At 69.4% G+C, this 24,093-nt stretch carries 23 protein-coding genes and 1 pseudogene; 10 read left to right on the top strand and 14 right to left on the bottom strand.

Going from position 1 to position 24,093, the window contains the following annotated elements; all coding sequences use genetic code 11:
- Nucleotides 1-92: 92 nt before the first annotated feature.
- Complete coding sequence (locus OIE49_RS36905; RefSeq protein ID WP_161240658.1) at nt 93-275, top strand: hypothetical protein; 183 nt, start codon at nt 93-95, stop codon at nt 273-275.
- Nucleotides 276-430: 155 nt separating this feature from the next.
- Here the strand turns inward: OIE49_RS36905 and OIE49_RS36900 are convergent, their stop codons facing one another.
- Complete coding sequence (locus OIE49_RS36900) at nt 431-1,837, bottom strand: IS1380 family transposase (RefSeq protein ID WP_326800490.1); 1,407 nt, start codon at nt 1,835-1,837, stop codon at nt 431-433.
- A gap of 374 nt (nt 1,838-2,211) precedes the next feature.
- Between OIE49_RS36900 and OIE49_RS36895 the strand changes: the two are divergent.
- Nucleotides 2,212-2,667 (top strand): annotated as a pseudogene (locus tag OIE49_RS36895) (ATP-dependent DNA ligase); the annotation flags it as partial.
- A gap of 16 nt (nt 2,668-2,683) precedes the next feature.
- The gene (locus tag OIE49_RS36890; RefSeq protein ID WP_326806436.1) at nt 2,684-3,016 is read left to right on the top strand and encodes a hypothetical protein; all 333 of its coding nucleotides are present in this window, start codon (nt 2,684-2,686) and stop codon (nt 3,014-3,016) included.
- On the opposite strand, the gene OIE49_RS36885 is transcribed toward OIE49_RS36890, so the two are convergent.
- The 5 genes from OIE49_RS36885 to OIE49_RS36865 all read right to left on the bottom strand — a co-directional run bounded on the left by OIE49_RS36885 (nt 2,929) and on the right by OIE49_RS36865 (nt 6,646).
- Nucleotides 2,929-3,237, bottom strand: coding sequence for a DUF6207 family protein (locus tag OIE49_RS36885; RefSeq protein ID WP_237693697.1), 309 nt, complete (start codon nt 3,235-3,237; stop codon nt 2,929-2,931). The two genes, OIE49_RS36890 and OIE49_RS36885, sit on opposite strands and share 88 nt — an antisense overlap.
- Nucleotides 3,238-3,454: 217 nt before the next feature.
- Nucleotides 3,455-4,288: a DUF4238 domain-containing protein gene (locus OIE49_RS36880; RefSeq protein WP_161240657.1), complete on the bottom strand. Its 834-nt coding sequence runs from the start codon at nt 4,286-4,288 to the stop codon at nt 3,455-3,457.
- Complete coding sequence (locus OIE49_RS36875; protein ID WP_326800491.1) at nt 4,285-5,460, bottom strand: hypothetical protein; 1,176 nt, start codon at nt 5,458-5,460, stop codon at nt 4,285-4,287. The genes OIE49_RS36880 and OIE49_RS36875 overlap by 4 nt, the downstream gene beginning before the upstream one ends.
- Before the next feature lie 161 nt (nt 5,461-5,621).
- Nucleotides 5,622-5,894, bottom strand: a complete 273-nt coding sequence (locus OIE49_RS36870; protein ID WP_161240655.1) for a hypothetical protein — start codon at nt 5,892-5,894, stop codon at nt 5,622-5,624.
- A gap of 362 nt (nt 5,895-6,256) precedes the next feature.
- Nucleotides 6,257-6,646: a relaxase domain-containing protein gene (locus tag OIE49_RS36865; protein ID WP_161240667.1), complete on the bottom strand. Its 390-nt coding sequence runs from the start codon at nt 6,644-6,646 to the stop codon at nt 6,257-6,259.
- A 227-nt stretch (nt 6,647-6,873) separates the two neighbouring features.
- Here OIE49_RS36865 and OIE49_RS36860 point away from each other — a divergent pair, with 227 nt between their 5' ends.
- The gene (locus OIE49_RS36860; protein ID WP_326800492.1) at nt 6,874-7,782 is read left to right on the top strand and encodes a hypothetical protein; all 909 of its coding nucleotides are present in this window, start codon (nt 6,874-6,876) and stop codon (nt 7,780-7,782) included.
- A gap of 222 nt (nt 7,783-8,004) precedes the next feature.
- Here the strand turns inward: OIE49_RS36860 and tpg are convergent, their stop codons facing one another.
- From tpg to OIE49_RS36830, 6 genes are all read right to left on the bottom strand, one after another.
- Nucleotides 8,005-8,562 (bottom strand): telomere-protecting terminal protein Tpg, encoded by a 558-nt coding sequence (gene tpg / locus OIE49_RS36855; protein WP_326800493.1) that lies wholly within the window; start codon nt 8,560-8,562, stop codon nt 8,005-8,007.
- A 6-nt stretch (nt 8,563-8,568) separates the two neighbouring features.
- A complete protein-coding gene (gene tap / locus OIE49_RS36850) occupies nt 8,569-10,773 on the bottom strand; it encodes a telomere-associated protein Tap (RefSeq protein ID WP_442812336.1) in 2,205 nt (734 codons plus the stop codon).
- 108 nt (nt 10,774-10,881) lie between these two features.
- Complete coding sequence (locus OIE49_RS36845) at nt 10,882-11,415, bottom strand: AAA family ATPase (protein WP_326806091.1); 534 nt, start codon at nt 11,413-11,415, stop codon at nt 10,882-10,884.
- A gap of 225 nt (nt 11,416-11,640) precedes the next feature.
- The gene (locus OIE49_RS36840) at nt 11,641-12,933 is read right to left on the bottom strand and encodes a hypothetical protein (RefSeq protein ID WP_326800495.1); all 1,293 of its coding nucleotides are present in this window, start codon (nt 12,931-12,933) and stop codon (nt 11,641-11,643) included.
- A gap of 37 nt (nt 12,934-12,970) precedes the next feature.
- On the bottom strand, nt 12,971-13,768 hold the full coding sequence (locus tag OIE49_RS36835; protein ID WP_326800496.1) for a hypothetical protein: 798 nt from the start codon (nt 13,766-13,768) through the stop codon (nt 12,971-12,973).
- 232 nt (nt 13,769-14,000) lie between these two features.
- Nucleotides 14,001-15,185, bottom strand: a complete 1,185-nt coding sequence (locus OIE49_RS36830; protein ID WP_326800497.1) for a hypothetical protein — start codon at nt 15,183-15,185, stop codon at nt 14,001-14,003.
- A gap of 156 nt (nt 15,186-15,341) precedes the next feature.
- Between OIE49_RS36830 and OIE49_RS36825 the strand changes: the two genes are divergently transcribed.
- Both OIE49_RS36825 and OIE49_RS36820 read left to right on the top strand, forming a co-directional pair.
- Nucleotides 15,342-17,381, top strand: coding sequence for a helix-turn-helix domain-containing protein (locus tag OIE49_RS36825; protein ID WP_326800498.1), 2,040 nt, complete (start codon nt 15,342-15,344; stop codon nt 17,379-17,381).
- Nucleotides 17,382-17,581: 200 nt separating this feature from the next.
- Complete coding sequence (locus tag OIE49_RS36820) at nt 17,582-17,908, top strand: nucleoside triphosphate pyrophosphohydrolase (protein WP_326800499.1); 327 nt, start codon at nt 17,582-17,584, stop codon at nt 17,906-17,908.
- A 118-nt stretch (nt 17,909-18,026) separates the two neighbouring features.
- Here the strand turns inward: OIE49_RS36820 and OIE49_RS36815 are convergent, their stop codons facing one another.
- On the bottom strand, nt 18,027-19,367 hold the full coding sequence (locus tag OIE49_RS36815) for a methyltransferase domain-containing protein (RefSeq protein ID WP_326800500.1): 1,341 nt from the start codon (nt 19,365-19,367) through the stop codon (nt 18,027-18,029).
- A 21-nt stretch (nt 19,368-19,388) separates the two neighbouring features.
- Nucleotides 19,389-20,459 carry a LysR family transcriptional regulator gene (locus OIE49_RS36810; RefSeq protein ID WP_326800501.1) on the bottom strand — a complete coding sequence of 357 codons (1,071 nt, stop codon included), beginning with the start codon at nt 20,457-20,459 and terminating at the stop codon, nt 19,389-19,391.
- Nucleotides 20,460-20,665: 206 nt separating this feature from the next.
- Here OIE49_RS36810 and OIE49_RS36805 point away from each other — a divergent pair, with 206 nt between their 5' ends.
- The 4 genes from OIE49_RS36805 to OIE49_RS36790 are packed head-to-tail and all read left to right on the top strand — an operon-like array spanning nt 20,666 to nt 23,978.
- Nucleotides 20,666-21,223 carry a dCTP deaminase gene (locus OIE49_RS36805; protein ID WP_326800502.1) on the top strand — a complete coding sequence of 186 codons (558 nt, stop codon included), beginning with the start codon at nt 20,666-20,668 and terminating at the stop codon, nt 21,221-21,223.
- 5 nt (nt 21,224-21,228) lie between these two features.
- Nucleotides 21,229-21,849: a hypothetical protein gene (locus OIE49_RS36800; protein ID WP_326800503.1), complete on the top strand. Its 621-nt coding sequence runs from the start codon at nt 21,229-21,231 to the stop codon at nt 21,847-21,849.
- Nucleotides 21,850-21,873: 24 nt separating this feature from the next.
- On the top strand, nt 21,874-22,818 hold the full coding sequence (locus OIE49_RS36795; protein WP_326800504.1) for a hypothetical protein: 945 nt from the start codon (nt 21,874-21,876) through the stop codon (nt 22,816-22,818).
- Nucleotides 22,815-23,978, top strand: coding sequence for a cysteine desulfurase family protein (locus OIE49_RS36790; protein ID WP_326800505.1), 1,164 nt, complete (start codon nt 22,815-22,817; stop codon nt 23,976-23,978). Before OIE49_RS36795 ends, OIE49_RS36790 begins: the two co-directional genes overlap by 4 nt.
- Nucleotides 23,979-24,093: the final 115 nt, after the last annotated feature.

The following is a 24,093-nucleotide window of genomic DNA, read 5'->3' as shown; positions in this document are numbered from 1 at the left end:
TCGGCAGACAGGGGCAGGACACGGCGCCGGACAGGCAGCGTCCTTCTCAACCGGTCACACAAGGGGGCCGCTCACCCACGGGAGATACCGCAATGTCGACGTTCCAGATGCTGTCACTGCTTTTGGCACTGTCCATGGCCCTGCACATCGGCTGCGCCGCCGCCTTCACCGCCTGGCGCGGCGGCACCCGCCCGGCCAGGGCCTTCCTGATCGGCGGCAGCGCCACCGGTACGGCCTGCGCCCTGTACCTCACCGCCGTCAGCGCCTACCACTAACCTCCCTGTTTCGCTTCGGGAGGCTGCGCGGGGTAGTCCCGGTGAGATGGGCGGTTCTGGCTGCTGGTCTGCCGGTGCGCATGGCGATGGCCCGACGCTCGGCCGGGTTCTCCAGGCTCCTCGGTCGTGGGTGGGCAGGGGAGGTGGTGCCCGGTTCAGGTGACCGGTCGGGGCAGGGCCTGCAGGCGGGTGAAAGCACTGGCCAGCTCGTGTCGCCAGGGCCAGGTGGTGGCGATCCGTAGTCGCAGGCGGCGTCCGCCGCGGGTGATGCGGGCGGCGGCGTGCAGCAGTCGGTAGCGGAGCTTCTTGGGTTCGGCGGTGGCCAACTCGCCGTCCAGCAGCAGGAGGCGGGTCCAGGCCAGCAGGTCGATTGCGGTCAGGGACAGCTCGAACCAGGCGGCGTTGAGAGCGAAGTGGCGGGAGGGGAAGCGGCCGAATCCGGTGCTTTGGCCCGTGCGGATGTGGTCTTCGACGGTGGCGTGCCCGCGGTGGCGGACCTCCAGGAACTGGGCGGAACCGCCTCCCGCGAAGGGGGTGTCGGTGAGGAACACCTGGTGGCGCAGGCCCTCGTCCTGGTCGAACAGGGACAGTTGGGCGCCCGGGTGCGGTCGTTCGCGTCGCACGATGAGGCGGGTGCCGGCCGGGTAGCCGGCCAGGTCGACCATGCCGGTCAGCTCGGCGACCTCGGCGCCGTCCCGCAGGGTTCCGTTCTGGTCGAGGGCGGGGTGCCAGAGGTTGTCGGGGAGGGCCCGGATCGCGCGGCGGACTGGTTCGGTGACCGGGTAGCCGACCGAGAAGCGCAGGTCCAGGCCGTTCTCACGCAGGGTTTGGAGGTGGGCCAGGAAGGCTTTCGCGCCTCCGGCGCTGTCGGCCCGGATGAGGATGGGGGTGCCGTGCCGGTGGGCGCCGGGGATCTGGGCGAGCGCGGCGTCGAGGACCGTGATGTGGTCGGTGGCGGTGTTGGCTCCGGCGTTGCCGGGCCGCAGGAGCCCGGACATTGCTTCGCCGGTGTTCGACAGGAAGCACAGCAGCGGGTGGTAGCCGAAGCCGCCCTTGTAGGTGGGTGCGGCCTGCTCCTTCTCGGAGTGGCACGTGATCAGTGTGGCGTCGATGTCCAGGACCAGGCCGGGCAGGTCGCGCCCGGCGGCGCGGGTCGCGGGTATGCCCCCGCCGGTTTCGGCGGCCTGCAGCCAGGCGACTTCGCGGGCTTGGGCTCTGGCCGCCCGCAGCGCGGCGAGCATCGTGGAGTCGATGTCGGTCAGCAGCCGCCATGCGGTCGTTGTGGAGGCGACCGGGCCGAACACCGTCGGCTGGTCACGCAGGATGCCGAGGTCACGGATTGCTTCGCCGCCGTCGGCGAGCATCACGGCTATGTCCACGGCGATCCGCCCGGGGGCGTGTCCGGTACCCCGTGGCCGCAGCCTGCGCAGCACGTCGTTGAAGGCGACGGTCAGGCCGGTGGCATCGGCCAGATCGGCCAGCAGGCGGGAGCCGGCGTGGCTGACCACTCCATGGCCGTCGGCCGAGACGGCGAGCTGGGGACGCGAGGCGGTAGTGTGCACGCAGAAAGTGCCTTCCTGCTGGAACGACAGAAGCCTTCGACAAGCCCTATCGTCCCAGGTCAGAAGGCACTTTCGTGTTCTCGCCCAAGATCCGGACGCCGCTCAAGCGAAACGGCGAGGCTAATCATCACAGCATTCCGGCGTGCTTTCCCCGGTGCCGCCGGCGGTCGGGTCACATCCAGCGCGAGAGCGAGGTCGATCCGGCTGCGGGCGGCGTCCTGGAAGGCGCCGTAGTCGGCGGTGCGGTCGATGCGCGACAGAGCGGCTCAGCGGAGGGGGATGAAGGCTTACGGCGGCCGGGGCCCCAGGACAGCGGGCGGGTCTTGGCCTGTTCGATCGAGCCGATGGCTCTGCCTCATGAGACATAGCGAACTCTGGAGAAGGATGGCCACCGGACCGTGCTGTGGCGGACCGAGGACGACGTCCGGCTGCAGTCGCGTACCGGCCGCGACGTCACCGCACTGTGGATGGACCTGGCCGTGGCCGCCATGCGCTTGCTTCCCGGTGTGGTCCTGGACGGCGAGGCCGTGGTGTACGTCGCCGGCGCCGACGGCACTGCGCACATCAGCTTTGCCGCAGCGCAGTCCCGCGCGCTGTCCAGCCCCCGCCGGGCCCGGGAGCTCGCTGCCCGGCACCCGGCGACGTACGTGGCGTTCGACGCCCTGGCCCACCCTGCGGCGGGCGTTCCTGACCTGCGACCGCGTCCGTACTCGGAGCGCCGCCAGGTCCTCCTGGACGTGCTCGCCGGCGTCGGCCCGCCGATCGAGCCAGTGTGGTCGACGACCGACCGCGCCGAGGCCCTGCTCTGGTACGAGTCGCTCGAAGGCACGGGTGTGGAGGGGGATCGTGGCGAAGCCGCTGAAATCGGCGTACGCGGCGACCAGGATCTGGGTGAAGGTGAGGCACGCGGACACGGTCGACGCCGCCGTGGTCGGCTTCACCGGCACGGCCCGGCATCCGAAGACGCTCGCCGTGCGGCTGCCCGACGGGCGGGTGGCGCTCTCGCAACGGCTGACCACGGCGCTCGCCTCCGTCGTCGGCCCGCGCCTGCTCCCCCAGGCCGGGCGGGCGTTCGCGAAGGACGGCGACTCCTACACACCCGTCGCCGGTGATGTGGTGGTGGAGGTCGTGGCAGGTACGATCCGGCACGCGGTGGTCACCGTGGTGCGGCTTCGATGATGGGCTCGTTCGGCGCGGTCGGGCTGATCAATTGGCGCAGGTCCAAGTAGCAGCGCAGCCGTACGCCGGGCGTCGCGAGTCGTGTGCTCCGCTGTCGCCGTCGCCCACCGGTCGGCAAGCAGCTGCTGGAAGGCGAGCGCGGTCGCGTCATCGGCGGCCGCGACGTCGACGACGACCAGGCCGCCTGGCTCGCTCACATGGGCCTCGTTGATCGGGTCCATGTACGGCACTACGCCCCGGCGCCCGGGCGAAGTTCCGTTCGCGCGGTGTCTTCACCCGACCGAGTGGTCTGGGAGTAGCTGTAGGGGGAGGCATGCGCAGAAAACGGCCTGACCGTGCCCTGGTAGTTCACGCTCGTCCAGCTGGGCGCGGTGGTCGGCTGACGGGCTTCAGCCTGTCCGCGGGGCGCGAGTCCCCCGCGGAAGCGGCGGGGCGGAATCAGATTTCGTCAAAGAGATACCGGCGCCCCGGAATGTCCCGGAAGGCGCCGTTCGCGAGAGTGACACGCTCCGAGACTTCGCGAGCAGTGCGCTGAGCCTCCAGCTCCGCTTCGCTATGCGGGTGCGCGACCACGAACTCCGGGGCATCCGTCCAGGTCGCCGCGTTCAGCCACCGGACGTAGTTCGGCCTCAGGACCCGGTGGTCAAATCCGCCGGCCGGGCCTTCCCAGCCGACAGCGGCGACGCGCGTGTTCAACGGGATGTACAGCCCCCTACCTTGGCGATCATGCTGGCCGATGTAGGTCCAGCCGCGGTCGCTGATGGTGAACCGGGGCGCGTCCGGCGGACTGTGCAGGAAGCGCCAGCGCATGCTCGGCAGCAGGGTCTGCAGCCCGTTGCTCATGACCTCCAGCCGGGCCATCTGGAGGGCGTCGCCGGATGTAGCTGGCCAGCCTGCCTCGGCGAACCAGCGGTTGAGTGCACCGCCGAAGTCGGGGTGGCGTACGCCGACCATGGCGGCGTACACCAGGAAGGCCTGCTGGATCACCGGGTCGGTGCTGCCGGCCTCGAGTTCACCGACGACCTTCGGCAGGCGGGGCTCGATGATGTCCCATACGGCGTCGACGACGTCGGGATCCACGCCGGGCGCCGGATTCGTCAGCCGGTACATGCGCGAACGCCAGCCGATCGCATCGGCCTTCGTCGCCAGCACCGTCTTCGAGTTACGTCGCCGCCACCGCAGCTCTGCCTCGCGCAGCCGGTCACTGCGCGCCACGCCGAACCCGCCCAGCAAGGTGGCGGGCAGGTAGTGCTGGCGGTCCCCGCTGCTCACGGCACCTCCGGTACGACAGTGGCGCGCGCCGCCTGGATCTCCTCCTGGAGGCGGCCAAGGCTGTCCGCGGCGTGCGCGCGCACGCTGTCCCAGCCGACGGCGAAGTCCCGCACGGGGAAGGCCAGCCCCAGGTCATGGTGGGCTTGTATCAGAGCAGGATCCGGCTTGGGATGCACGAAGGAGTTGCGGACCATCCGGATCTGATCGAGCCGCCGCACCGCCGGATCGATGGCTGCTCGGTCGATCCCGGGCAGGCGGCGCATCAGGTAGTCACCGAGGCGCCCCAAGGCATGGGACGGACTCCTTCCCGGCACGCCCAGCTCGCGCAGGATCTCGCTCAGGACGACGACGCCGGCCTGAAACTCGGCTTCCGTCGAAGCGGGCAGTGCCAGCAGGCTGGAGCGGTCCATCGGTGGCCGCGGCACCAGGCCCTTGCCCAGGACTAACTCGCAAGTGAGGTCAAGGAAGTTCAGCGTGCGCAGCAGAGCCCGAGGGTCGGTGTACGACAGCACGGATGGCGGGTCCGACGGTGTCAGCGCCGCAGTCACGGCGTTCAGGTAGGCATCGGTGGTGAAGAAGGTGGCCTCGGTCAGGTAGCCCAGCCGACCGGCTCCAGCCGACTCCTGGAAGCTGATTCCGGGCCACTCGGCCGCCGCGATCTGCGCAATGTGCTCCGCAGATCCTTCGCCTTGCCCCGAATCCTTGAGGAACTCACGCAGGTTCACCTCCAGGTCCGGGCGTTCGAAGGGGGAATCCAAGATCCGCTTCTGGGCGCTGGTCAACTGCCGCATGAACGCCAGCAGTGCCCGGCTGATCTGCGAGGCCATTGGATCGTGCAGGAGGTGGTGCAGCGCCGCCAGGGTGATCCGGACGGGCCCGTCAGGGTCCGGCGTGACACCGCTGCTGATCCAGGTCACCGCCCGGTAGCCGGGATGCCGCAGCTGGGGGCCGGGTCCAGGGAAGCTGCGCAGGACCACCTCAGCCTGGTAGCCGTGCTGACGCATGAAGTACTCGATGTAGAAGTACTTGGGGAACTGACCCGCGTCGGAGAACCGGCTCCAGACGAGATCCACCAGCAAGCGCTGCGAGTCATCCAGCGGTTCCAGTAGCCCAGTCACGTCATCGCCCCTCGCTCCGAGGCGTGATCCTACTGCCGCAGCCGTCAGGAGCACCTTGCTTATTGGGAGCATCGGTCTACGAGGGCGGCGCCCACGGCCGGGAGGGGGCGGACCGCTCCACCTCGGAGGGCTGGCCGACAACTACGGCACTACGCCGGGGCGCCCGGTGCGGGTTCCACCGCTGCCTTGTCTTCACCCGACCGAGTAGCAGGCCGTCAGGGGCTGTCGCCGCCCCAGTCCCAGCGGGCCGGGTCGCCGGGGCGCGGGTCGTACAGCGCCCGGCCTCCGGGGCCGAACTGCCCGAGCTCGGTCTGGAGGGAGACACCGTCGCTGATCTCCTCCGGCCTCCAGCCGGTGATGTCGAGCAGCAGTCCGTCCAGCGGCCCGCCCACCAGTTCGGCGTAGCTCCGGCCCGGCTTCGGCCCCGGGTGATCGTGGTCAGCGCCGTAGATCCGGCCGCGCAGCAGCTGCTCATCGTCGCTGTCCATGGTCTCCAGCCTCGCAGCCAGCACCGACAACGGGGGCTTGCCCAGGGGGCCCTGGGCAAGCCCCCGCGCTACCGGGAGGCTGCCCGGGTCAGCTGCGCCAGCGTCCGAGCCAGCCGCCGGCCTTCGAGGCCTGCGCCGCCTCCTGCTCCTGGCGTTCCTGCTCCTGGCGCTCGCGCTCATCCTGTTCTGCCTGACGTCGGATCTCGATCGCCGTATCCTTGCACGCGTCGCACAGCTGCGGGTGGGTGTCGCGCGGGGCACCCCAGTGGTCGGGGTCGGAGTCCTTCCACCGTTCGTCAGTGAACTTCGCCCCGCAGTCGGCACAGACGGGACGGCGGGCTTCCCGCTCAGCGGCCTCCTGCTCAGCTCGGCGCCGCTGTTCGGCCTTGTGCGCCTCCTGTTCGGCTCTCCAGCGGGCCTCCCGCGCGGCTTCGGCCGCGACCCTGGCGGGCGTTACCGATCGCGTCCAGGAGCGGCTGGAACGACTCCCGGCCCCAGGGCCCGCGGCCGAAGCGCCAGAAGATCCGCCCGGCCGGGCCGTGCTCGCACAGCTCGGCCATGAGCCCGTCGGCGTCCGGGTGCCGGCCTTTTCCGAGCAGGGAACGCAACTGCGCGTCGGTCACCTCCGCACCGAGCGCGAGACCGAGCGCGGGCAAGCCCCGCCCCGCCCATCGCCCTGGCGGGACTCCAGCGTCCTGTTCGTTGTGCTGCCTCCCGACGGTCGCACTCCGTGTCCTACAGGCGAGCAGCATGCTCGCCTTCAGGAGTGCGCGCCAGGACCCGCTGAACGACTTCACAGCCAGCCTCCCAAGGGAGCCGCGGGCCGTTCTGCCTGGGATGCGAAACGTCTTTTCCCTGGCAGCTACTGAGACGGAGCGCTTCAATTGCCGGGCTTCGCCACAACGACGCGCTCGGTAAGCGCCCTCAGGATCGGAACCCGTTTCTGCGGCATCTACCCTGTCCGGATAGGTGATCTGTTGTGAAGGGAACCGTGTTGATCCAGTATCCCGCGTTTCGGACGTGGCAGACGATGCAGAAGCGGTCAAACAACAGCATCGTGGCACTGGCTATCGGTGCCAGCCTCGCGGAGCAGGAGATGGCCAGGTCTGCGTACCCGGGCGACACAGCGGGCGCAGTACTCGCCGGGGTGGCGCAGGCCAAGCGGCTGGACGTGACGGCGACAGACGCGAAACGGATCTTCAGGACGGCCACGGAAGACATGGCGTTCTTGGCCATACCGCAAGTCGTTGCCCTACACATCGAGTTGTGCGTCGGCACGGTGATCGAGTGCCAGCGTTTCCCGAGCCTCATCGGGCCACAGAAGCAGTCGCCTGAGTGGTGGGCTGTGCCGCTCTTGGCGAAGACGGTCAGGTTCGGAGAAACGGAGACGACCGCAGACCATCTCATGAAGTTCTGCGTAAAGCTGCGGAACACCATCATGCATGGTGCCGGCAAGGTCGACGACAAGTTGATCCAAGTATGGAGAGATCTTCCTCATGCGGCGAAGACTCGCTGGGAAGCGCTGGCCGGACGGCCCTTCACGTACGCGAGGATCGGTGCGCTGCCGGACCTCCGCTGGCCTGAGGTCATGGCCACGCTTGCGGTGACGAAGGAGTCGGCCGGCGAGATCAACGCACGGATCGGGCGGCTGCTCACGCGGGAGCAGTGGGCTCAAGTCATCGCCTTTGACTACCGGGACGGTTCGCGGCACGGACGGAGGCGCTTCAACAGCATGACGCCGGGTAGGACGGTGGTGGACGAGAACAGCAAACCCCGTCCGGGCCAGGAGCGTGCCCTGCAACGGCTGCTGGGGCACGCCACCACGTATTACCGCCCGTTGGGGATGACCCCCGACGAACTGCGTGCGGGCCGAGAGGCCATTCGTTAGGAGCGGGCGCTCTGCCATTGAGCTACTGGTGGACCGAAAGTCCACGGACCGGGCTCGAACCGGTATCTCCCGCACAGTGACGACTCCGGTGATGAACCGGCCCATCCCGCAGATGATCGCCTCACACACACTTTACCGAGGAACGCCGTCAGCTCAAGCGCTCATTCGTCAAAACGAGCGCTCGATCACAGCTGCAATGCCGGGGACGAGTTGTTGTCTCGACTACAGCTCGATCTGGATGTGCTCCACATCGGTGAACTCCACGCCAAGGCCCGCGGCCCGCGTGTTGTTGGCGCGGAAGTACATCCGTGCGAGGCCGTCGGCCGCGATCTGCTGGAGCTGCTGCTCGGTGGCGCCCTGCTCGCGGGCGGTGAACAGGCGGTCCGCGAACTCCGGCGGCAGGGCCTGGGTGATGTCGCGGATGCGGGTGTCGTCGGTCGTGCCCGGCGCGGCGGTGAACCCGAACCGGGCGCGGGTGGAGACGACCAGGCCGGCCGTGGACGCGGCCCGCTTCTTCGCCTTCGCCCGGATCTGGGGCTGCCACCGTTTCTTGACCTCACGCTCTATGCGGTCACGCAGGTCGCGGCGGGGCCGCTTGAACTTGCCCGTGACGTACCGCTCCACGGTGCGCTGGGAGATCCCCAGGGCCTCGGCGGCGGCCTTGGTGCCCTTGAGCTGCTTGACCAGGTATTTCATCTGCGCCTGGGCGCTCTGCGGGATGCGGCGGGTGAACGCCCCCTCCAGCGCGGCGTCCAGGCTGTCCCCGATCGAGTCGGCCATCGTCGGCTACTCCCCTTCCCCGGAGGCCGGGTCGGTCTTGATGAGGTTGGCGAGGTTGAACACGGCGCCCGCCTCTTCGAACTGGGCTTCTGCCCACAGCACGGTCTGAGTGCCCTGGTGCTTGACCATGCCCGGCGAGACACCGAGCCGGAAGGTGCCCGGTACCGGCTTGCCCTCGTCCGTGTACGGCAGGACGTCCAGCGGGGAGGGCCCGGTGGAGGGGTAGACGATGCAGTCTGTGCCGATCGCGACGGGGTAGCGGCCGGTCGCGGCAGCGGTCTTGAGGATCTTGCGGTGCATCCCGATCCGGACGGTGGCCAGCACGGCGGCCCGGATGTCGGGGCGCCACGTCTCCCGCGCGAGGGCCGGCCACGGCTCGTAGTACGGCACCTGGCCCCGGCTGCGCTGCCTGAGTTTGCCGATGCCGCCCTTCGCCGTGGACTTGATCGCGTTCAGCAGCAGCGCCATCGTCGGGTCGACCTGCTTGTGCACCGTTATCGCGTCCAGGAACTCCTGGCCGCCCATCGTCGTGGTGACCCCGAGGTCGGCCATCGTGGCCACGTACGCGTCCCGCAGCCGGTTGTACCAGGGGTCCAGGTAGCGGCCGGATTCCAGACGTACGTGCGCCTCGATCGGCGCGACCTCGAACCCCAGCTCCTGCGCGTAGGCGACGGTGGGGGTGGCGTACCAGGCCGGGCCGGTCGGGCGGTCGCCCTTCGGCGTGAACGGCGAGGGCAGCAGGCCGGCGTCCAGGGTGCGCCCGCCGGTCTCCACGCGGGACAGGTCGACGTGGCTCAGGTCGACCAGCCACGAGCCGGGCACCTTCGGGTCGAAGACCGGGTTGCCGGTCAGGTGGGTGGGGGCGCCCAGGCCGACGGTGAGGCCGTTGGTGGCCGCCGCGAACGCCATGTTGACGTCGATGGCGACCAGGTACGGCAGCATGCACTCGTCATCGGTCAGCGGCCGGCACCAGTCGTACGGCTCCTCCATCAGCATCTCTGCCGGAGTGCGCAGGTGGTGGCGCTCGAACTTTCCCTTCAGTTTCGGGTGCTCGTCCGGGACCTCGCACTCCACGTGCTCGTACACCGCCGTCAAGGCGTCCGTGTTGAGGGCCCGCTCGAACTCGCCGGTGGTCTCGTTCTTCTCCGCGCGGGTCGGCGGCCGTAGCGCGGTCATCAGCTCCAGGCCGGTCGTCGACGTGGTGCCGCGCGGCGTCATCACCCGCTGCGCGTACGTGCCCAGGTACCGGGCGAGGTCGGCTGGGTGCATGCCCGGCAGCTGCGGGTCGTCCTTCTTGTCCCACTCCCGGGCGTCCAGCGCGTTCCACGACGGGATGCACAGTTGCACGCAGCGCCGCCGGGGGCCCTCCGGGTCGCGGAAGAGGCGCGCCCATGGCCCCAGTCCGCGCTGGGTGAGCTGGAGTTCGGCCCGCTGGATCTGCTTGACCACCTTGTGGCTGTCCTTGAGCCGGCCCGTACGCCGTTCCTCGTCCGACAGGGCGGCGGGTAGGCCGTAGCGCTCCAGGGCGGCCGGGGTGAGGACCAGGATCGGGTCGGCGTCGCGGCCGTTGCGGTGCAGGCGGGTCTGACCGAGGCGGGCTTCGGTGATGGTCCAGTCGACCAGCGCGGGCAGCGACTTGGCGGGCACGTCCAGGACCAGGCCGCCGACGCAGTAGGCCGACACCTGCCCGTCCTCGCAGTCGACGACGGCGAGCGGGCCGTTCTCGAAGCGCGGGTCGACGACGGCCGCTGGGGCGGCGGTCTTCTTCACCGCCTTCTTCGCGGACGGCCGCCGCGACGTCGACGCCGGCCTGGTGGAGCTCGCCGCTGGGTGGGCGGGCGGCTTGGCAGCGGCCGGCGCCATCGCGGATGGGGTTTCCGGAGCGGAGGTGGTGGTGAGCGTGTCCGGCACCGCAGAGTCGGGGGCCGTCTCGGTGGCGGAGGCGGGGAAGCGCACGGTGAGGCCTTCGAGCAGCCGGGCGTACGCGGTGCGCTGCGGCGGCCGCGGTTCGTTCTTACCCGCCTCCCAGTTCGCCACCGCCTCCCGACGTGTGCCGAGCACCTTCGCAATGTCGGTCTGCGTCAGACCGGCGGCCTCACGCAGGCGCCGACGTTCCGCAGGGGTCGGCAGGTCGTTCTGGTCGACCCGATTCAGCAGCGCATCGACATTGTTGAGCAGCTCGTTCTCAGTGGGCACTGAGCTCACCTCCATCAGCACCCTACGCCAAGCACTTATTGGATCGATCAATGATTCGCGCATTGGATCGCACATTTTGGATGGGGTGCGGGGCTTGGTCTGTGTGTCACAGCAGTGCTCCGGTCAACGGTCCACGGCGGGCAGGTGGGCCAGGCCGGTGTCGAGCATGATGCGGTCGACGGTCTCATGCAGAGCACTGTCGGCGCCGATGACGGTCTCAGTGCCGCCGGGCAACAGATCGCGCGGCCGGTACCAGTCGCGCAACTGCGTCTCGCTGACGTCGTCCGCGATCGGCTTGGTGGCGTGCCGGGCGAGGGTTTCACCGAACGGGACGTCCAGGTAGTAGCCGTGGGTCGGGCCGCGGTGGTCGGCGCGCAGCTCGGTGAGCATGTCGCCGTAGTGCTCGGCGTAGAGGATGCCTTCGATGACGACGTGGAATCCGGCGTCGAGGGCGTAGCGGGCGGTCAGGCCGATCAGGCCGATGTTCGCGGCGCCGGGCCGGTCCCGTTCACGGAGCACGATGCGGCGGAGGTTGTCCTGGCCGACGACGGCCAGGCCGCGGCCGAACCGTTCGCGCAGGCCGGCCGCGACGGACGACTTCCCTGAGGCGCTGTTGCCACGCAGGACGACCAGCCGGGTTTCTTCGGTGCCCACCATCACGCCAGCACGTTACCGACGGCCAGTGACACCATCGGAAGCATTGCTGGGTGGCTTCACCCCAGCGCTATCTCGGGCTGACTCATCATGTCAGGACCCGACGCAGGCTCTCAGGATCGACGGCCATATGGGGCCGTGCCGCTGCGGACGATGGGCAGATGGCGGAGATATCGCGTGGCGAAGGCCTTGCTCAGCAGGTGAACGCCGTCTGGGTACGGCGTCGGCTCATTTGCGCTTGGGCTCGTACGGGCTCCAGCCACGCAGGTAGGGGCGCAGGTCCTCTGGTGTGATCGTCGGAGGGTCCGGTAGTCGCGGGTTCTGGAGTACGGGGTCGATGCGGTCGGCGTAGGCCCGGGCCCAAGCGGTCCAGGCCGTGACTCCTTCGGCCGCTGCGGGATCGGTGTCCTGGTGGTCTTCCAGTGCGTCGCAGTAAGCGCGAATGACAGTGGCTTCCTGCCAGGCCTGCACCTGCGTGCGCAGGGTCTTCAGCCGGTGATCTTCCACCAGGGCGGTGCGAGCCTGCTGCATCGCGGTCAGCCAGCGTTGGCGTGTCTCTTCCTCTTTGCGCTGCTGGGCCTGCCGTCGTTCGTAATCGGTCTGTGCGCGGTGGGCAATTTCTCGTAGGAGGGCGGGGAGTTTGTCTTCCAGGCGCCAGCGTTGCCGGTCTCCCCAGTGAGAGCGGCGGCCTCGATGCGCGTAGGTGTGCTGGAGGCTGAGGCCGAGTTGATGGGAGGGGCGCGTGGTGTGTGCGGTCACGCGTTGCCAGGCGTACTTCGCGCCGCTGGGGTCGGGGACCTCGTAGGCGCCTTCGTGGAAGGAGAGCGGGAAGGAACTGTCGCCGATGGTGATCACCAGGCTGGCGGCTGAGCCGGACTCGGGGTTGCTGACCGTGTAGTTCTTGGCTTCTGCTGCATGACAGAGGGCGTGGAGGATACGGCGGGCGCGGGGCTGGCAGTCGGGGCAGGCCGGGATGTGCGCTGTGGCGGCTGCGGGGTGCAGGTGGTCTGGGGGCAGGTCGTCGGGGACGGGGACGGTCTCGTCTGGGGACGTGGAGCGTCGTGGTGGTGGGCCTGGGCGCAGGGTGATGACCAGGTCGCCTTTGTCTCTTCCGGTGTGCTGGAGGTGGTGGCCGTCGGGGACCAGGTGGTCTGCGCGTGCGGTGTGCAGGGCGCGGCGCCAGCGGGCGCGCTCGTCCGGGGTGGGGTTGGCGATGTGCAGGGTGCCGCCGGCTTGCTGGAGTCTGCTGATCAGTTCGGCCGCCTCGGGTGCCGTCGGCGGGGCAGCGGCGCTCGAGGGCGGGGCGGGCGTGGCGTCGGCGTGAGCGAAGTGCTGGAGACCGGCTTCGGTGGGGGCAGCGGTCCAGCGGCCGTCGGTCCGGGGCGTGGTGACCAGGCCCCGGTTGCGCAGGGCGTAGACGGTCGCGGCGAGGCCGGAGTCGTCGGAGGTGATGGGTGTCTCGCCGTGGCAGATGCGGCGCAGGGCGTCGAGTTGGCGCTCGTTGAGCTTGGTGCGGGCCACGGAGCTTCCTGTCGTTGGTGCCCGGACGGTCGGGGTGTCAGTCGTCGCGTTCGGCCTGGCGCAGCGTCTCGAGGGGGATGCCGAGTTCGCGTTCGAACCGGTCGGCCGCTTTGGTCTGTCCGGCCTGGCGGAGGCAGCCGATCGACTGTTCCATGAGTTTCCCGATGCGGAGCACTTCGTCACGCAGGGCCTTCAGCTCCTCGTGGCTTTCCACCGCATCGGTGCCGCACCACTGACGCAGCAGGTCGCGGGCGGGTTTGGAGCTGCGGTCGACCTCGGCACAGATCTCGGGGCTGATGTAGGTGCCGGGGTTCTTGCCTCGGCCGCGGTAGTAGTGGCCGTAGATCGCTTCTTGCTGTGCCTGGCGTTCGTGTTGATCCAAGAGGGTTACGAGGTGGTCGGCCTGAGTGCGGGCCAGGAGACGTGCCACCTCGACGGTGGTGGGCCAGGGTGCGGTCAGCGTGCCGTCGGTGTCGGTGAAGGCCCGCGGATCGGTGTGGAAGAAACGTTCGGGGACCTCGAGGAGCGCGGCCAGAGCGGGCACGTCTTCGATGTACAGCAGGCCTCGATCGCGGTAGTTGACGCCGAAGGTCACCAGCTCGTCCCAGAGGCGTTCGTCGAACAGAATGATGACCGCCCGGAAGGCAGGATCCTCGTCGTCCGGGCTGTCTTTCGTCAGTTCGCTCCACTGCTGCTCGCGGGCCAGCCACACGTCCTTGTTCTGCCAGAGGACGCGCAGCCGGGCCGGCGGCACCCACTCCTCGCGGCCCTCGGCGTCCTCGGCGACGAAGCGCACTTTGATGCGCAGCGGGCGCTGTGCGCCGATCTTCAGCACCTCGACCTCTTCGACGGGGCCGTGGTGCGGTGCCGTTCGGTGCGCCCACCGCTCCCCCACTTCCATACGCCGCTCCTCCTTGCGTCACCGTCACGTCCACCATCCTGCTCCCGCGGTACCGCGGGGGCCGTGATTGTGGCTCCGCGGGCCGTCCTGTTCTGGGAGTGCCGTTCACACTGCCTGGAGGTACGGGGCGGGGCCCGGGAGCAGGCCCCGTGGTCGTCGAAGAGGTTCAGGGCCGGCGGAACAGTCGCCGCAGGGCTTTGCGCAGCCGGGCCAGCCGCGGCCGCGCAAACGTGATCGAGGCGGACGGCTGCGGCTGCGGCTGCGGCTGCGGCTGCGGCGATGCTGCCGTGTCTTTCTCGGCCGTCGCCACTGGCCGCGTCGGGTGCGCGGCGGGCGTAGGGGGCAGCTGGGTCTGTGCCTGGGTGAACTGGGCGCGGGCCTGGGCGCGTCGGTAGCTTTCGCGGCCGTGTTGGACGCGTTCCAGCTCAGCCATGGTCTTGGGTGCGGCGGCCAGCAGTGTGGGGGCGGTCAGGGCCCGCAGCGGAACGGGGACCAGACCCCACCAGGTTGCATCCGTGGCCGGCCGGGGGTGGCTGATCTTCCAGTCCCGTTGGAAGGGGGCGGCTGGGCCTGTCCAGTTCTCTCCGGTGCGGGGTTGGTGGAGAACGGCGTGTCCGCCGAAGGGAATCAGCAGGAGTCCCTGGGCGCGCCAGGCGACGGCGACGGATGTGGCGGCCAGGCGGCGCTGGGTGGCGGTGGGGGTGAGGCGTTCCAGGCGCTGGTTTTGCCGGTGGAGGCGGACGGTTATCTGTCCGAGGTCGTGGGTGTGGGCGGGGGTGAGGCGGTCGTACAGCAGCCAGTGACGCGTGGTGGTGTCGTGGGCCGCGTGGGCCAGTTGATCGGCTTGGTGGGGGGACAGTTCGCTGGTGTAGGCGAGGTGGACGGTGGTGGTGCCGTGCGGGGCGTGCAGCCGCACGGCCAGCACGGGTGGGCAGTCGCCGTCTGCGATGGCGGTGACAACCAGCTCAATGTCCGTGCCGGGCTGGGCGGTGTGGAGGTGTTGGGCCAGGGTGCGGGCATGACGGACGGCCGCGGGGACGCTGGCTTGGCGGGCGGGGCTGGCGTTGCAGCGGTCCGGGTCGTGGCGGGTGTGGCGGAAGCGGGCGGTGTAGTCGGGGCGGGTGCGGGGGCCGCAGTACTCCAGGGGCAGGCCGCAGGCTAGGCAGCGGTAGCGGTCCTGGGCGCGCCCGCGGGGCAGACGCTGGGCCGGGCCGGCGGAGACGGTGAGGTCGAGCAGGAGGCCGGTGCGGGTGTCGAGGGCGATGTCCCCGCTGCGCGAGCGCGGCCGGCGGGCAGGTGCGGTGCGGGCCGGCACGGAGGCGGGGGCGGGCTGGGTGGTCTGCGCGGTCATGGGCGGGCTCCAAGACGAGGTCCGGGGAAGAGCGGTTCGTCTTGAGGTTGCGGCGGTGGGGAATTGTCCACACGGGCCGCTGAGGGTTCGTGCAGGTCGGCTCTGGACATTGTTGGCAATGTCCAGGACAACGTCATGGTGCAGGTGGGGGCGTGGATGGCCGACGGCAAGAAGCGGGGGCGTAAGCCGGCACCGATCCGGGCGGAGACGCCTGAAGCACGGCGGCTGACGGTGTTTCTGCGCGAGTTGTGGGAGCGGTCCGGCAAGACCTACAACGATCTCGCGGCGGAGCTGAACTGGTCGCGTTCCAGTATCGGCAACCACTACAGCGGCGCTGTCCCATCCCGCCGGGTCGTGGTGCAGCTGGTGGAGGCGACCGCGTTGCCGCACGAGGTGGAACAGAAGAAGGCGGAAGCGGTCCGCCTGTGGGAACGCGCTGCCAATCCGCCCTCCGCCCAGGTAGCCGTGCGCCAGCAACCAGCCGGCACTCCCCCTGTGGTGGCCCGCTACCTGCACGACGGTCACTCCCGGTTATCCGAGGTCGACCAGCAAAGCCGCCGGCTGGCCAGAGAGTTGGCGACCGCTCAGGAACTGGTGGTGATGCTGACCGCGCTCAACACCAGCCTCGACGCCCGCCTGCAGCAGCTGGCTACCGCATCGGATGAAGGCGACAGCGAGCAGGCCCAGCAGCAACTCGCCGAGGTACTGCATCATTTGGAGCAGACGCAGAAGGATCTCGTGGAGGCCCGTCAGGCGCGTGATCAGGCAGAAGCGCTGGCCGCGACCGCCCGCCGCCGCTGTCTGGAGCTCGAAGAAGAACTTGCCCTGCTGCGGCTGCTCGATCCCGACACTGCCCCCTCCTCTGCATCTTCGGACCCGGAGGCGAGGCCGGACCTGGATACTCAGGCACTGCTCGCCGACCCGGCAGAAGCACTACGCACCGCCCGGCGCCTGCTGGACGAGGGACGCGTCCTGCGTGCAGAAGCAGCCGACTTCCTGGGAGTGGCCGCTTCAACTGCCGCCACCAGCCAGGTGGTACGGCGCAGCGAGCGCTGGCAGGCCTCCACGCTCGTGCTGGGGCGGGCCCTGGGCTGCGTGCTGGCCATGAGCAGCGCAGCCGTCCAGGTCGCCACCCCTGCCGCCTGGCACCTTCTGACCGCTCCGGTGCTGATGCTCGGCGTTGTTCTGGCCATCGACCCATGGCACTGGATCGCCGTGGCCTGGCCCTGGATACGCTCCGCCTTCCGCCGGGAGCCGCTCCCGCGACAGCTCCCGGTCCTGCTCGGTGATCTCGCTCCCCGGCTGATGCGCGGTCTGACAGCGATACTCGCGGCCGCCGGGGCCGGCTACACCACGTCCCTCGCCCGCAACGATCACCTGTGGTGGCTCTGCCTCACCCTTCCCGGTGCCGCGGTCATGGCGCTGGTCACGGTGTGCGGCTACGACCGCAGTCTTGCCCAGACGCTGCGCGCGGCACTCGCCGACGTACTCGCCGACCTCAAAGCCCCGGCCATCCCCGCCACGCAGCCGCCCCCCGGCCAGCGGCGGCTCCCAGTGCGGCAGCGGTGGCTGCAGATCCTGGACGGCCGGTGGATCGACACCCGCGCCGATGAAATCAAGGCTTTCCTGCGCCGACCCTGGAGTCCCCACACGCCCTGGTGGCTGCTGATCTGCCTGACGCCGTTGGTGTTCCTCGCACTCGCTCCCCTCAGTGTGGTTCTCGAACGGTTCTTCAGCCCCCTGGCCAAGCATGCGGGCGCGGTGTGGGCCACCATCAACCAGCCCGTCACCCGCTTCTTCGCCACCCACACCGGCGGACTGCCGCTCACCGCGTCAGAAGTCCACACGTTGTGGCTGACAGGCGGAATCGCTATCGGCCTGCTCTCCGCCGCTACCCGTGCTTTCGCAGCCCGCTTGACCTGGGCGCTGTGGGGAGCAGCAACCATCTGGATGACCTGGACCGGCACACCCGCCACCACACGCCCCACAGCAGCCGGCCTGACCGCCCTCGTCTGGGGAACCGCCTCCGTCATCGCGCTCAACGGCCTCGGCTCACGCCCCCGCGTCACCACCATCAACCTCATCGGTGACGTCCACGGTGCCCTCCAAAAGCACCATTCCGCAGACTCGCCCGAGAGCAACACGAACGGCCAAGAAACCAACAGCACACAGCAACCACCAGCTGCCTCTGCATGATCTGCGCCGTCTACGGACCCTTCAGACGGCTCGGCGCCCACTTCCGCGCGGCTGGCGCTGGTTCTGAGCCATCCTGGAGCCGAACGGGTGGGAATGGCGGTTTACATGGCGAGTAGTGAGGCGATTTGCCTAGGCTGCCTCGGCATGAAGGGGCGGCCATCGGGGCCCGCCTCACGGTGATGGCTGCGGGAGAACAACCGGTGAACCGCAAAGGCGGGTACGGCAAGTTGGTGCGGGACCGGATTCCGCAGATCATCCGCGAGAAGGGAGCCGAGCCGGTCACCTACGTCGCGGGTCCAGAGGAGTACCGCAACCGTCTACGGGACAAGCTCGGCGAGGAGGTCGCCGAGTTCCTGGCGGCTGACGACACCGAGGCGCCGGAGGAGCTTGCGGACGTACTGGAGGTCCTGCACGCGCTCGCCGCGGTCCTGGGGGTCGACGCGGGGCAGCTGGAGAAGATCCGCGAGATCAAGGCGAGTGAGCGCGGAGGCTTCGCGGATCGGATCGTCTGGACCGGCAACCGCTAACCGCGCGGCTCATTCGGCCGTCGTTTGGTACGCAATGTCGTATGCGACTGCATGCGTTCGTTGGTACGCGACTTCGTGCACCAGGTTGCAGGCAGCCGAGGATGTTCGCTGGTACGCCTTACGTCGTCGGCTTGGTCAGGACGGCGTAGCAGACCCCGGGCAACGGCAGCACCGGGGCGCCCTCAGCTGGCTGGAGGCCGGCCTGGCGGGCGAGGGCGGTGATCTCGCCGCCGGCGATGCCGCGCTGGAAGGTCCCCTTGGACTGGCTGGACCAGAATCCGTCGTGGTGGATGCTCCAGCCGCCGTCCGCAGCGGCCTTGGTGATTTCCTCGGGCGAGCGGGTGACTGCCACGACATACCCGCCGGGGCGGGCGAAGGACGCCGCGTCCTTGAGAGCCTGGATCCGCTGCCAGGGGTCGGGCAGCACGTTGAGGACGAACATCGAAGTGACCAGGTCGAACTCACTCCGCTGGGGCCGGGGCCAGCCGAAGTCGTCGTGGGGGTCGAAGCCTTCCGCGTCCAGGCCCGTCGAGCGGTAGTGGGCGACGTCGGCGCCGCGGCCGCATCCGTGGTCCAGGATGCTCCGGATGCCGAGCGGGCCGGTCAGGTGCTTGGTCACCGCCCGGGAGGCCGGTGAGGGCGCCTGGCGGCTCATAGCGGTCTTATGGGGCTGGTACTCCCGCCTTGTTGAGGTGTCAGCCGGGTGGTCGCCGGTCAGCTCGCTCAGCGCGAAGAGCACGTCGTCCGGCTCGGCTGCCTGCAGGGTCAGAGGCAGGTCGATCAACAGCGCGGAGTGGTCGGTGAAGGACGCTGGACCACTTCGCACCGAGTCGTCCACGGTGATGGTGGTCGTCGCCGTCAGATGGTCGCTGAGCAGGGCGAGATCGCAGCGGAAGCGGCTGGGCCTGCCGTTGAAGACCCGTTCAAAGGTGAAGGCTGGCACCTCCTCGGCGGTGGTGTCGACCAGGCCCGCGACCCGCATCAGCTGCCGTAGAGCCGTGCGTTCGGCCTGGGTGGTGAAGTCACTAGTCTCCTCGCCGAACAGGCCGTCCGCGGGACGGGGCGCAAGGTTGAAGTCCCCGCAGACGAGCAGTGGGCGTCCCCTCTCGGCAGTCGCCATCATGGTGAGTTGGGTCAGTTGGGCGGCCCGGGAGGCACTGCCGTAGGAGTCGAGGTGCACCTGAAGGACGACGAGCCACTCCAGCTCGACCCGCTGCACCCACGGAGCAGGCGAGGACACGGCTGGCGGGGCAAGGTTCTCGTGGACCCAGGCGGCCAGGTGCCCGTCCCCGCCGGCGAACGCGAAGCCCGCCAGGGCTGGCGGCGTCCGGTCGGCAGGCTTGTACGGTTCCTGCGCGAGCACGATCTTCACGCCGTGCTCGCGCAGCCAGGTGGCAAGGTTGGAGCGGGCGCCGGTGGCGCCGAGACGCTTGTTGAGGTTGACCGAGGCCAGCAGCACGAAGGTCCTCCAGAGCGGGGATTACAGGGGCAGGGGCCTGCCGGAGGCAGCCTCGTCACGGAAGGCGTCCCACAGGATGTTCAGGGGGTGAGAGGCGTCGTACGTCTCGCGTTCCCCTTTCCGGGCGAAGACGCCGGAGACCAGCTGGAGCATGGGGGTGAAGTCGTCGGCGAAGTCGATGAGCCGGAAGCTCTCGCTGGTGGGCAGTCGCCCGTCGATGGCGGCCTGCCCAATCGAGCGGGCACACAGCATGCACCCATAGGTCATGCGGGAGCGCAGCAGGGCGAGTCCGTAATAGATGTCATCGATCTCGGCGGCGATCTGCAGCTGTGAGCGGAAGTCGGGCCCGTACCAGCGCTCGACAAAGTCGGTGATCACGCCGCGTGAGGGGATCACCAGCGGTAGACTCCGCAGCCGGTCGACACCGACGGTCTTGGCCGCGAGCTCGCGGACCGGCAGGTTTGTCAGGAGGGCCAGGCCCTCACGATGCCACTCCAGGAAGTCGTATTCAGGGGCGACTTGCTCGACGGCGGCGTCGGCCGCGAGGCCGCCGCACAGCAGGTCGACCTGGTTGGAGTCCAGGCGTGCCCAAAAATCGCGGGTCCGCACATGTACGACTTTCAGCTCGACCTCCCGCTCCAGCAGCGTCGGGGCGACTCGCTCCCATACCCGCCCCAGGAAGCCGAGGGTGAACTCGGTCGTCCCCACCGTCAGCATCGAGCCAAGCCGGCGCCGGGAATCAGCTATGCCCTGCAGCCAGTCGGCGAAGGTCGCCCGCGCCCGCTCGACGACCTCCAGTCCGGTTGGGGTGAACAGGAAGTCCCGGCCCCGGCCTTGCTTGACCACCAGTAACTCGCCGGTCAGGGACTGGAAGTTGCGGTTGAGGATGTCGAGCTGCTTCTGCACGCTGGACTGCTCGCGTCCCAGCATCTTCGCCGCGGCCAGCGCAGTCCCCGTCTCCCTCACGATGATCAGCGTCCGCAATTGGTCCCAGGTCAGATCCAGAAGGTCCGGGGAACACGAGATGAGGTCGGCGCGGAACCCCTCCGGACCCGGCAGCCTCAACGGCCCGGACGGCAACGACGGCACCATGACGCCCCCTCCTGACGCGGACTCGCCCAGCTTGCACTGTCCGCACGGCCAGCGGAACTGAACTTCTCCGCATTTCACCCCGAGAAAACCTTTAAATGTCCGATCGGACATATGGATATCGCGGACTATCCCGGGGAACATTTCAGCAACCGCCTTCGATTCGAAAGGCGATGACCACAGCACTGTCTGGCCCCGGGGGATGAGCCATGCTCTCAGCCGAGTCGATCACCTGCCTGATCACACAGAACGCTATGGAATGGCCTGGGCAACTCCGCGGCGACGGACTGCTGTTGACGCTCGGCTCACCACTGCAACCGCTCACCGCGCCCAGCGCGCGGGTCATCGACCTGGCTGACCAGTCAAGCATCGACGGCCTCTACAGCGAGCCGGTCACCCACTGGACGAGCTACGAGATGAGGCCGGGCGAGATGCTGCTAGGCGCGGTCGAACAGCCGCTGCGGCTCGGCCCCGGAGTGATGGGCATGATCGGCGGACTGAGCCACCTGGCCCGTGTCGGCCTGGCCGTCCACGTCACCAGCCCGTTCGTTCTGCCCGGCTGGAACGGGCATCTGACGCTGGAGCTGGTCAACACCGGCCCCGCCGTCCTGCGTCTGCACCACGGCATGCCGCTGGGGCGCCTGCTCGTCTTCGCCCTGTACGGCCCCCGCTCCGACGACGTCGCACCCCACCCCTTCTACGGCCACGAGTCCGACCTGAAGAGCCGATACGCCGACGAGTTTCCCGCCAATCCGAGTCAGAGGTGATCGTGATGGACTGCCAGTTCTGCACCGAGTTCACGGCACGCGAGAACACGCCCCGGATCATCACCGAGACCACCGGCGGCTGGGTGCTGCTGCCGACCATCGGCTCCCTCACCCCGGGCTACTGCCTGTTCATGCCGCTTGAGCACCTGGACGCCGCCGCCGACGTCACCCCTGCTGCACTCGCCCGGGTCGCCGAGGAGACCGAACAGATGCGCACACTGATCCAGGCCCGCTACGGGCCGGTGATCCTGGCCGAACACGGCCCGCGCGACTGCGAGTTGGGGGCATCGTGCTGCAGCCACTGCCACCTGCATCTGATCCCCGTCCCCGACCCGGACGCGATCACCGCCGCCTACGAGAAGACCGGCGGCCCCGGCCGACGGCTCACCTCCATGGTGGCCCTCCCGGAGGCCGCGGACGGCTCCTACCTCTACCTCTCCCCGCGGCCCGGCGAGCACTACTACTGGCCTTCGGCCGGCTTCGCACGGCAGTTCGTACGCCGGGTCTGCGCGGTCCAGCTCGGCATCGGCGACTTCTACGACTGGCGGGATCACCCCTTCACCGCCCACCGCGAGCGCACGTTCGCCGAGCTGTCCGCCGACCTGCGCCCTGCGGACGCCGTCTGAGCCAAGAGAGAGGGGAACGGCGCGATGGCGATACCCCTGCCCCGCCCGTTACATGCGCTCACCGCTGCCGAGCTGGAAGCGGCAGCCAGGGACCGACGCTGGCCGAAGTGGCAGACCATGGCCCTGCTGCACTCGCTGAAACTGCCTGTGCTCAACGCCTGCCTCGTCCAGCCTGGCGACAGCGCAGGCACCGTTCGCACCGCCGCCCAGATTCTGGCCGCCGCCACCGGTGCCGAGACGCTGATGATCCGCTCGGACGGCGGGGTGGAGAAGAAGCAGTACTACCGCGGCGGCAACACCTTCCCCATCAAGGAGATCGGGCCTCGGGCCGCCGAGCTGCTGGACGACGGGCGGGCGGTGATCCTCGCGGAGCCCACCAACCGCTTCACCAACCGGCTCACCGTCCTGGTCCGCATGGACAGGCCCGGCCCCGGCCGCCCCGGTGCGCTGACCCTGGAAGCCCTCGGGCCCGGCTACGACGTCGCGGACCTGACCCGCGGGCACATCCCGCCGCAGGTCACCGCCCACCTCCACGACGTCGACTTCGCCTGCTACCAGCCGCCACGCTGGCACGAGTGGAAGATCACCGGGGACCAGTGCCCCGGCGGCGAGGACGTCCGCCGCATCCGTCGCCTTGAACGGCTCGCCTCCCAGACCCTCACGGACGGCGGCCACCTCAACGGCGAGACCGGCGCCGAGCACGCCGAACACTGGCTGCGGCAACGCGGCTACCTGCACCTGTTCGGACCACAACCGACCCGCGAGGCCCTTGCCAGACGTGCCCGCCAGCTGTTCGAGGACGCCTTCTTCCTCGCCCGGTCCCAGCCGAACCGGAACTGGCACTGCCTGGCCACCGCGCTCTCCGTCTTCGAGGAACCCCGCACCGTCTACTGGGACCTGGTCGACGGCGAACGCAAGTACGCCGCGACGGCACCGGCCGCCGCCCGACACAAGGAGCGGGCTGTATGAACACCCCACCGATCTACCTCGACCACCAGGCCACCACTCCACTCGACGAGCGCGTTCTCGAGGCAATGCTGCCGTTCTTCACCCATGAGTACGGCAACCCCTCCAGCCCGCACGCCTGCGGACGCACCGCCGCGAGGGCGATCCGCACCGCCCGCCAGCAGGTCGCCGACCTGGTCGGCGCCAAGAACCCACTGGAGCTCGTCTTCACCTCCGGCGCCACCGAGGCCAATCACCTCGCGATCCTCGGCGCCGCCCTGGCCGCCCGCCCGCACGGCGGCCACATCGTCACCACTGCGATCGAGCACAAGGCCGTCCTCGCCGCCTGCCAGCAGCTCGTCGATCACCACGGCTACACCCTCACCCGCGTCAGCGTCGACCGGCACGGCCGAGCCCACCCCGCCGACATCGCCGCCGCCCTCACCCCGAACACTGTGCTGGTCTCCGTGATGCACGCCAACAACGAGATCGGCACCCTGCAACGGCTCGCAGCCATCGCCGAGATCACCGCCCCGCGCGGCATTGTCCTGCACACCGACGCCGCCCAGAGCACCGGCTACGGACTCCTCGACGTCGCCGAACTCGGCGTCGACCTCGCTTCCCTGTCCGCCCACAAACTCCACGGCCCCAAAGGCATCGGCGCCCTTTACATCCGCGGCGGCCTCCGCATCACCGCACAGCAGACTGGCGGCGGACAAGAACGCGGCCTGCGGGCCGGCACCCCCAACGTCCCCGCGATCGTCGGCTTCGGCGCCGCCGCCCACCTCATCACCACGGACGCGGTCCCGCCCCCGACCCGCATCCGGGCCCTGCGTGACCGGCTCCAGGACCGCCTCCTGGCCACGCTCCCCGGCGCCACCGTCAACGGCCATCCGCACCGGCGACTGCCAGGAAACCTCAGCCTCACTCTCCCCGGCATCGAAGCCACCGACCTCCTCGACCGCCTCCCCGGCATCGCCGCATCCACCGGCTCGGCCTGCAACACCGGAAGCGGCGAACCCTCCCACGTTCTCACCGCGATCGGACTCACCCGCAACCAGGCCCGAGCCACCCTCCGGCTCAGCATCGGCCGCACCACCACCGACACCGACATCGACCAAGCCGCCCACCTCATCACCCGCACCGCACACACACTGATGCCGACGCCCGCCAACGCGGCCTAACACTGCAACAGTGCGTTGCCGTGACGGCCGCGTTCGGCCGACAAGGATTACCGACGGGCCAAGTGGAACCTCGCAGGCACAGACGGACCAGAGGTCTTCCAGTACGACCTCGCGT

Origin of the sequence: Streptomyces sp. NBC_01788, from assembly GCF_035917575.1 — a bacterium.
Classification (GTDB): Bacteria; Actinomycetota; Actinomycetes; order Streptomycetales; family Streptomycetaceae; genus Streptomyces.
Note: the sequence above shows the minus strand (reverse complement) of the source record. Positions and strands in the feature narration are given on the sequence as shown.

Excerpts from the sequence above, each read along its gene's own strand:
- OIE49_RS36905 (WP_161240658.1), top strand. The coding sequence starts at position 93 with ATGTCGACGTTCCAGATGCTGTCACTGCTTTTGGCACTGTCCATGGCC.
- OIE49_RS36885 (WP_237693697.1), bottom strand. The coding sequence starts at position 3,237 with ATGGACCCGATCAACGAGGCCCATGTGAGCGAGCCAGGCGGCCTGGTC.
- OIE49_RS36870 (WP_161240655.1), bottom strand. The coding sequence starts at position 5,894 with ATGGACAGCGACGATGAGCAGCTGCTGCGCGGCCGGATCTACGGCGCT.
- OIE49_RS36865 (WP_161240667.1), bottom strand. The coding sequence starts at position 6,646 with ATGCTGCTCGCCTGTAGGACACGGAGTGCGACCGTCGGGAGGCAGCAC.
- tpg (WP_326800493.1), bottom strand. The coding sequence starts at position 8,562 with ATGGCCGACTCGATCGGGGACAGCCTGGACGCCGCGCTGGAGGGGGCG.
- tap (WP_442812336.1), bottom strand. The coding sequence starts at position 10,773 with ATGGAGGTGAGCTCAGTGCCCACTGAGAACGAGCTGCTCAACAATGTC.
- OIE49_RS36845 (WP_326806091.1), bottom strand. The coding sequence starts at position 11,415 with ATGGTGGGCACCGAAGAAACCCGGCTGGTCGTCCTGCGTGGCAACAGC.
- OIE49_RS36830 (WP_326800497.1), bottom strand. The coding sequence starts at position 15,185 with ATGACCGCGCAGACCACCCAGCCCGCCCCCGCCTCCGTGCCGGCCCGC.
- OIE49_RS36825 (WP_326800498.1), top strand. The coding sequence starts at position 15,342 with ATGGCCGACGGCAAGAAGCGGGGGCGTAAGCCGGCACCGATCCGGGCG.
- OIE49_RS36810 (WP_326800501.1), bottom strand. The coding sequence starts at position 20,459 with ATGGTGCCGTCGTTGCCGTCCGGGCCGTTGAGGCTGCCGGGTCCGGAG.
- OIE49_RS36805 (WP_326800502.1), top strand. The coding sequence starts at position 20,666 with ATGCTCTCAGCCGAGTCGATCACCTGCCTGATCACACAGAACGCTATG.
- OIE49_RS36800 (WP_326800503.1), top strand. The coding sequence starts at position 21,229 with ATGGACTGCCAGTTCTGCACCGAGTTCACGGCACGCGAGAACACGCCC.
- OIE49_RS36795 (WP_326800504.1), top strand. The coding sequence starts at position 21,874 with ATGGCGATACCCCTGCCCCGCCCGTTACATGCGCTCACCGCTGCCGAG.
- OIE49_RS36790 (WP_326800505.1), top strand. The coding sequence starts at position 22,815 with ATGAACACCCCACCGATCTACCTCGACCACCAGGCCACCACTCCACTC.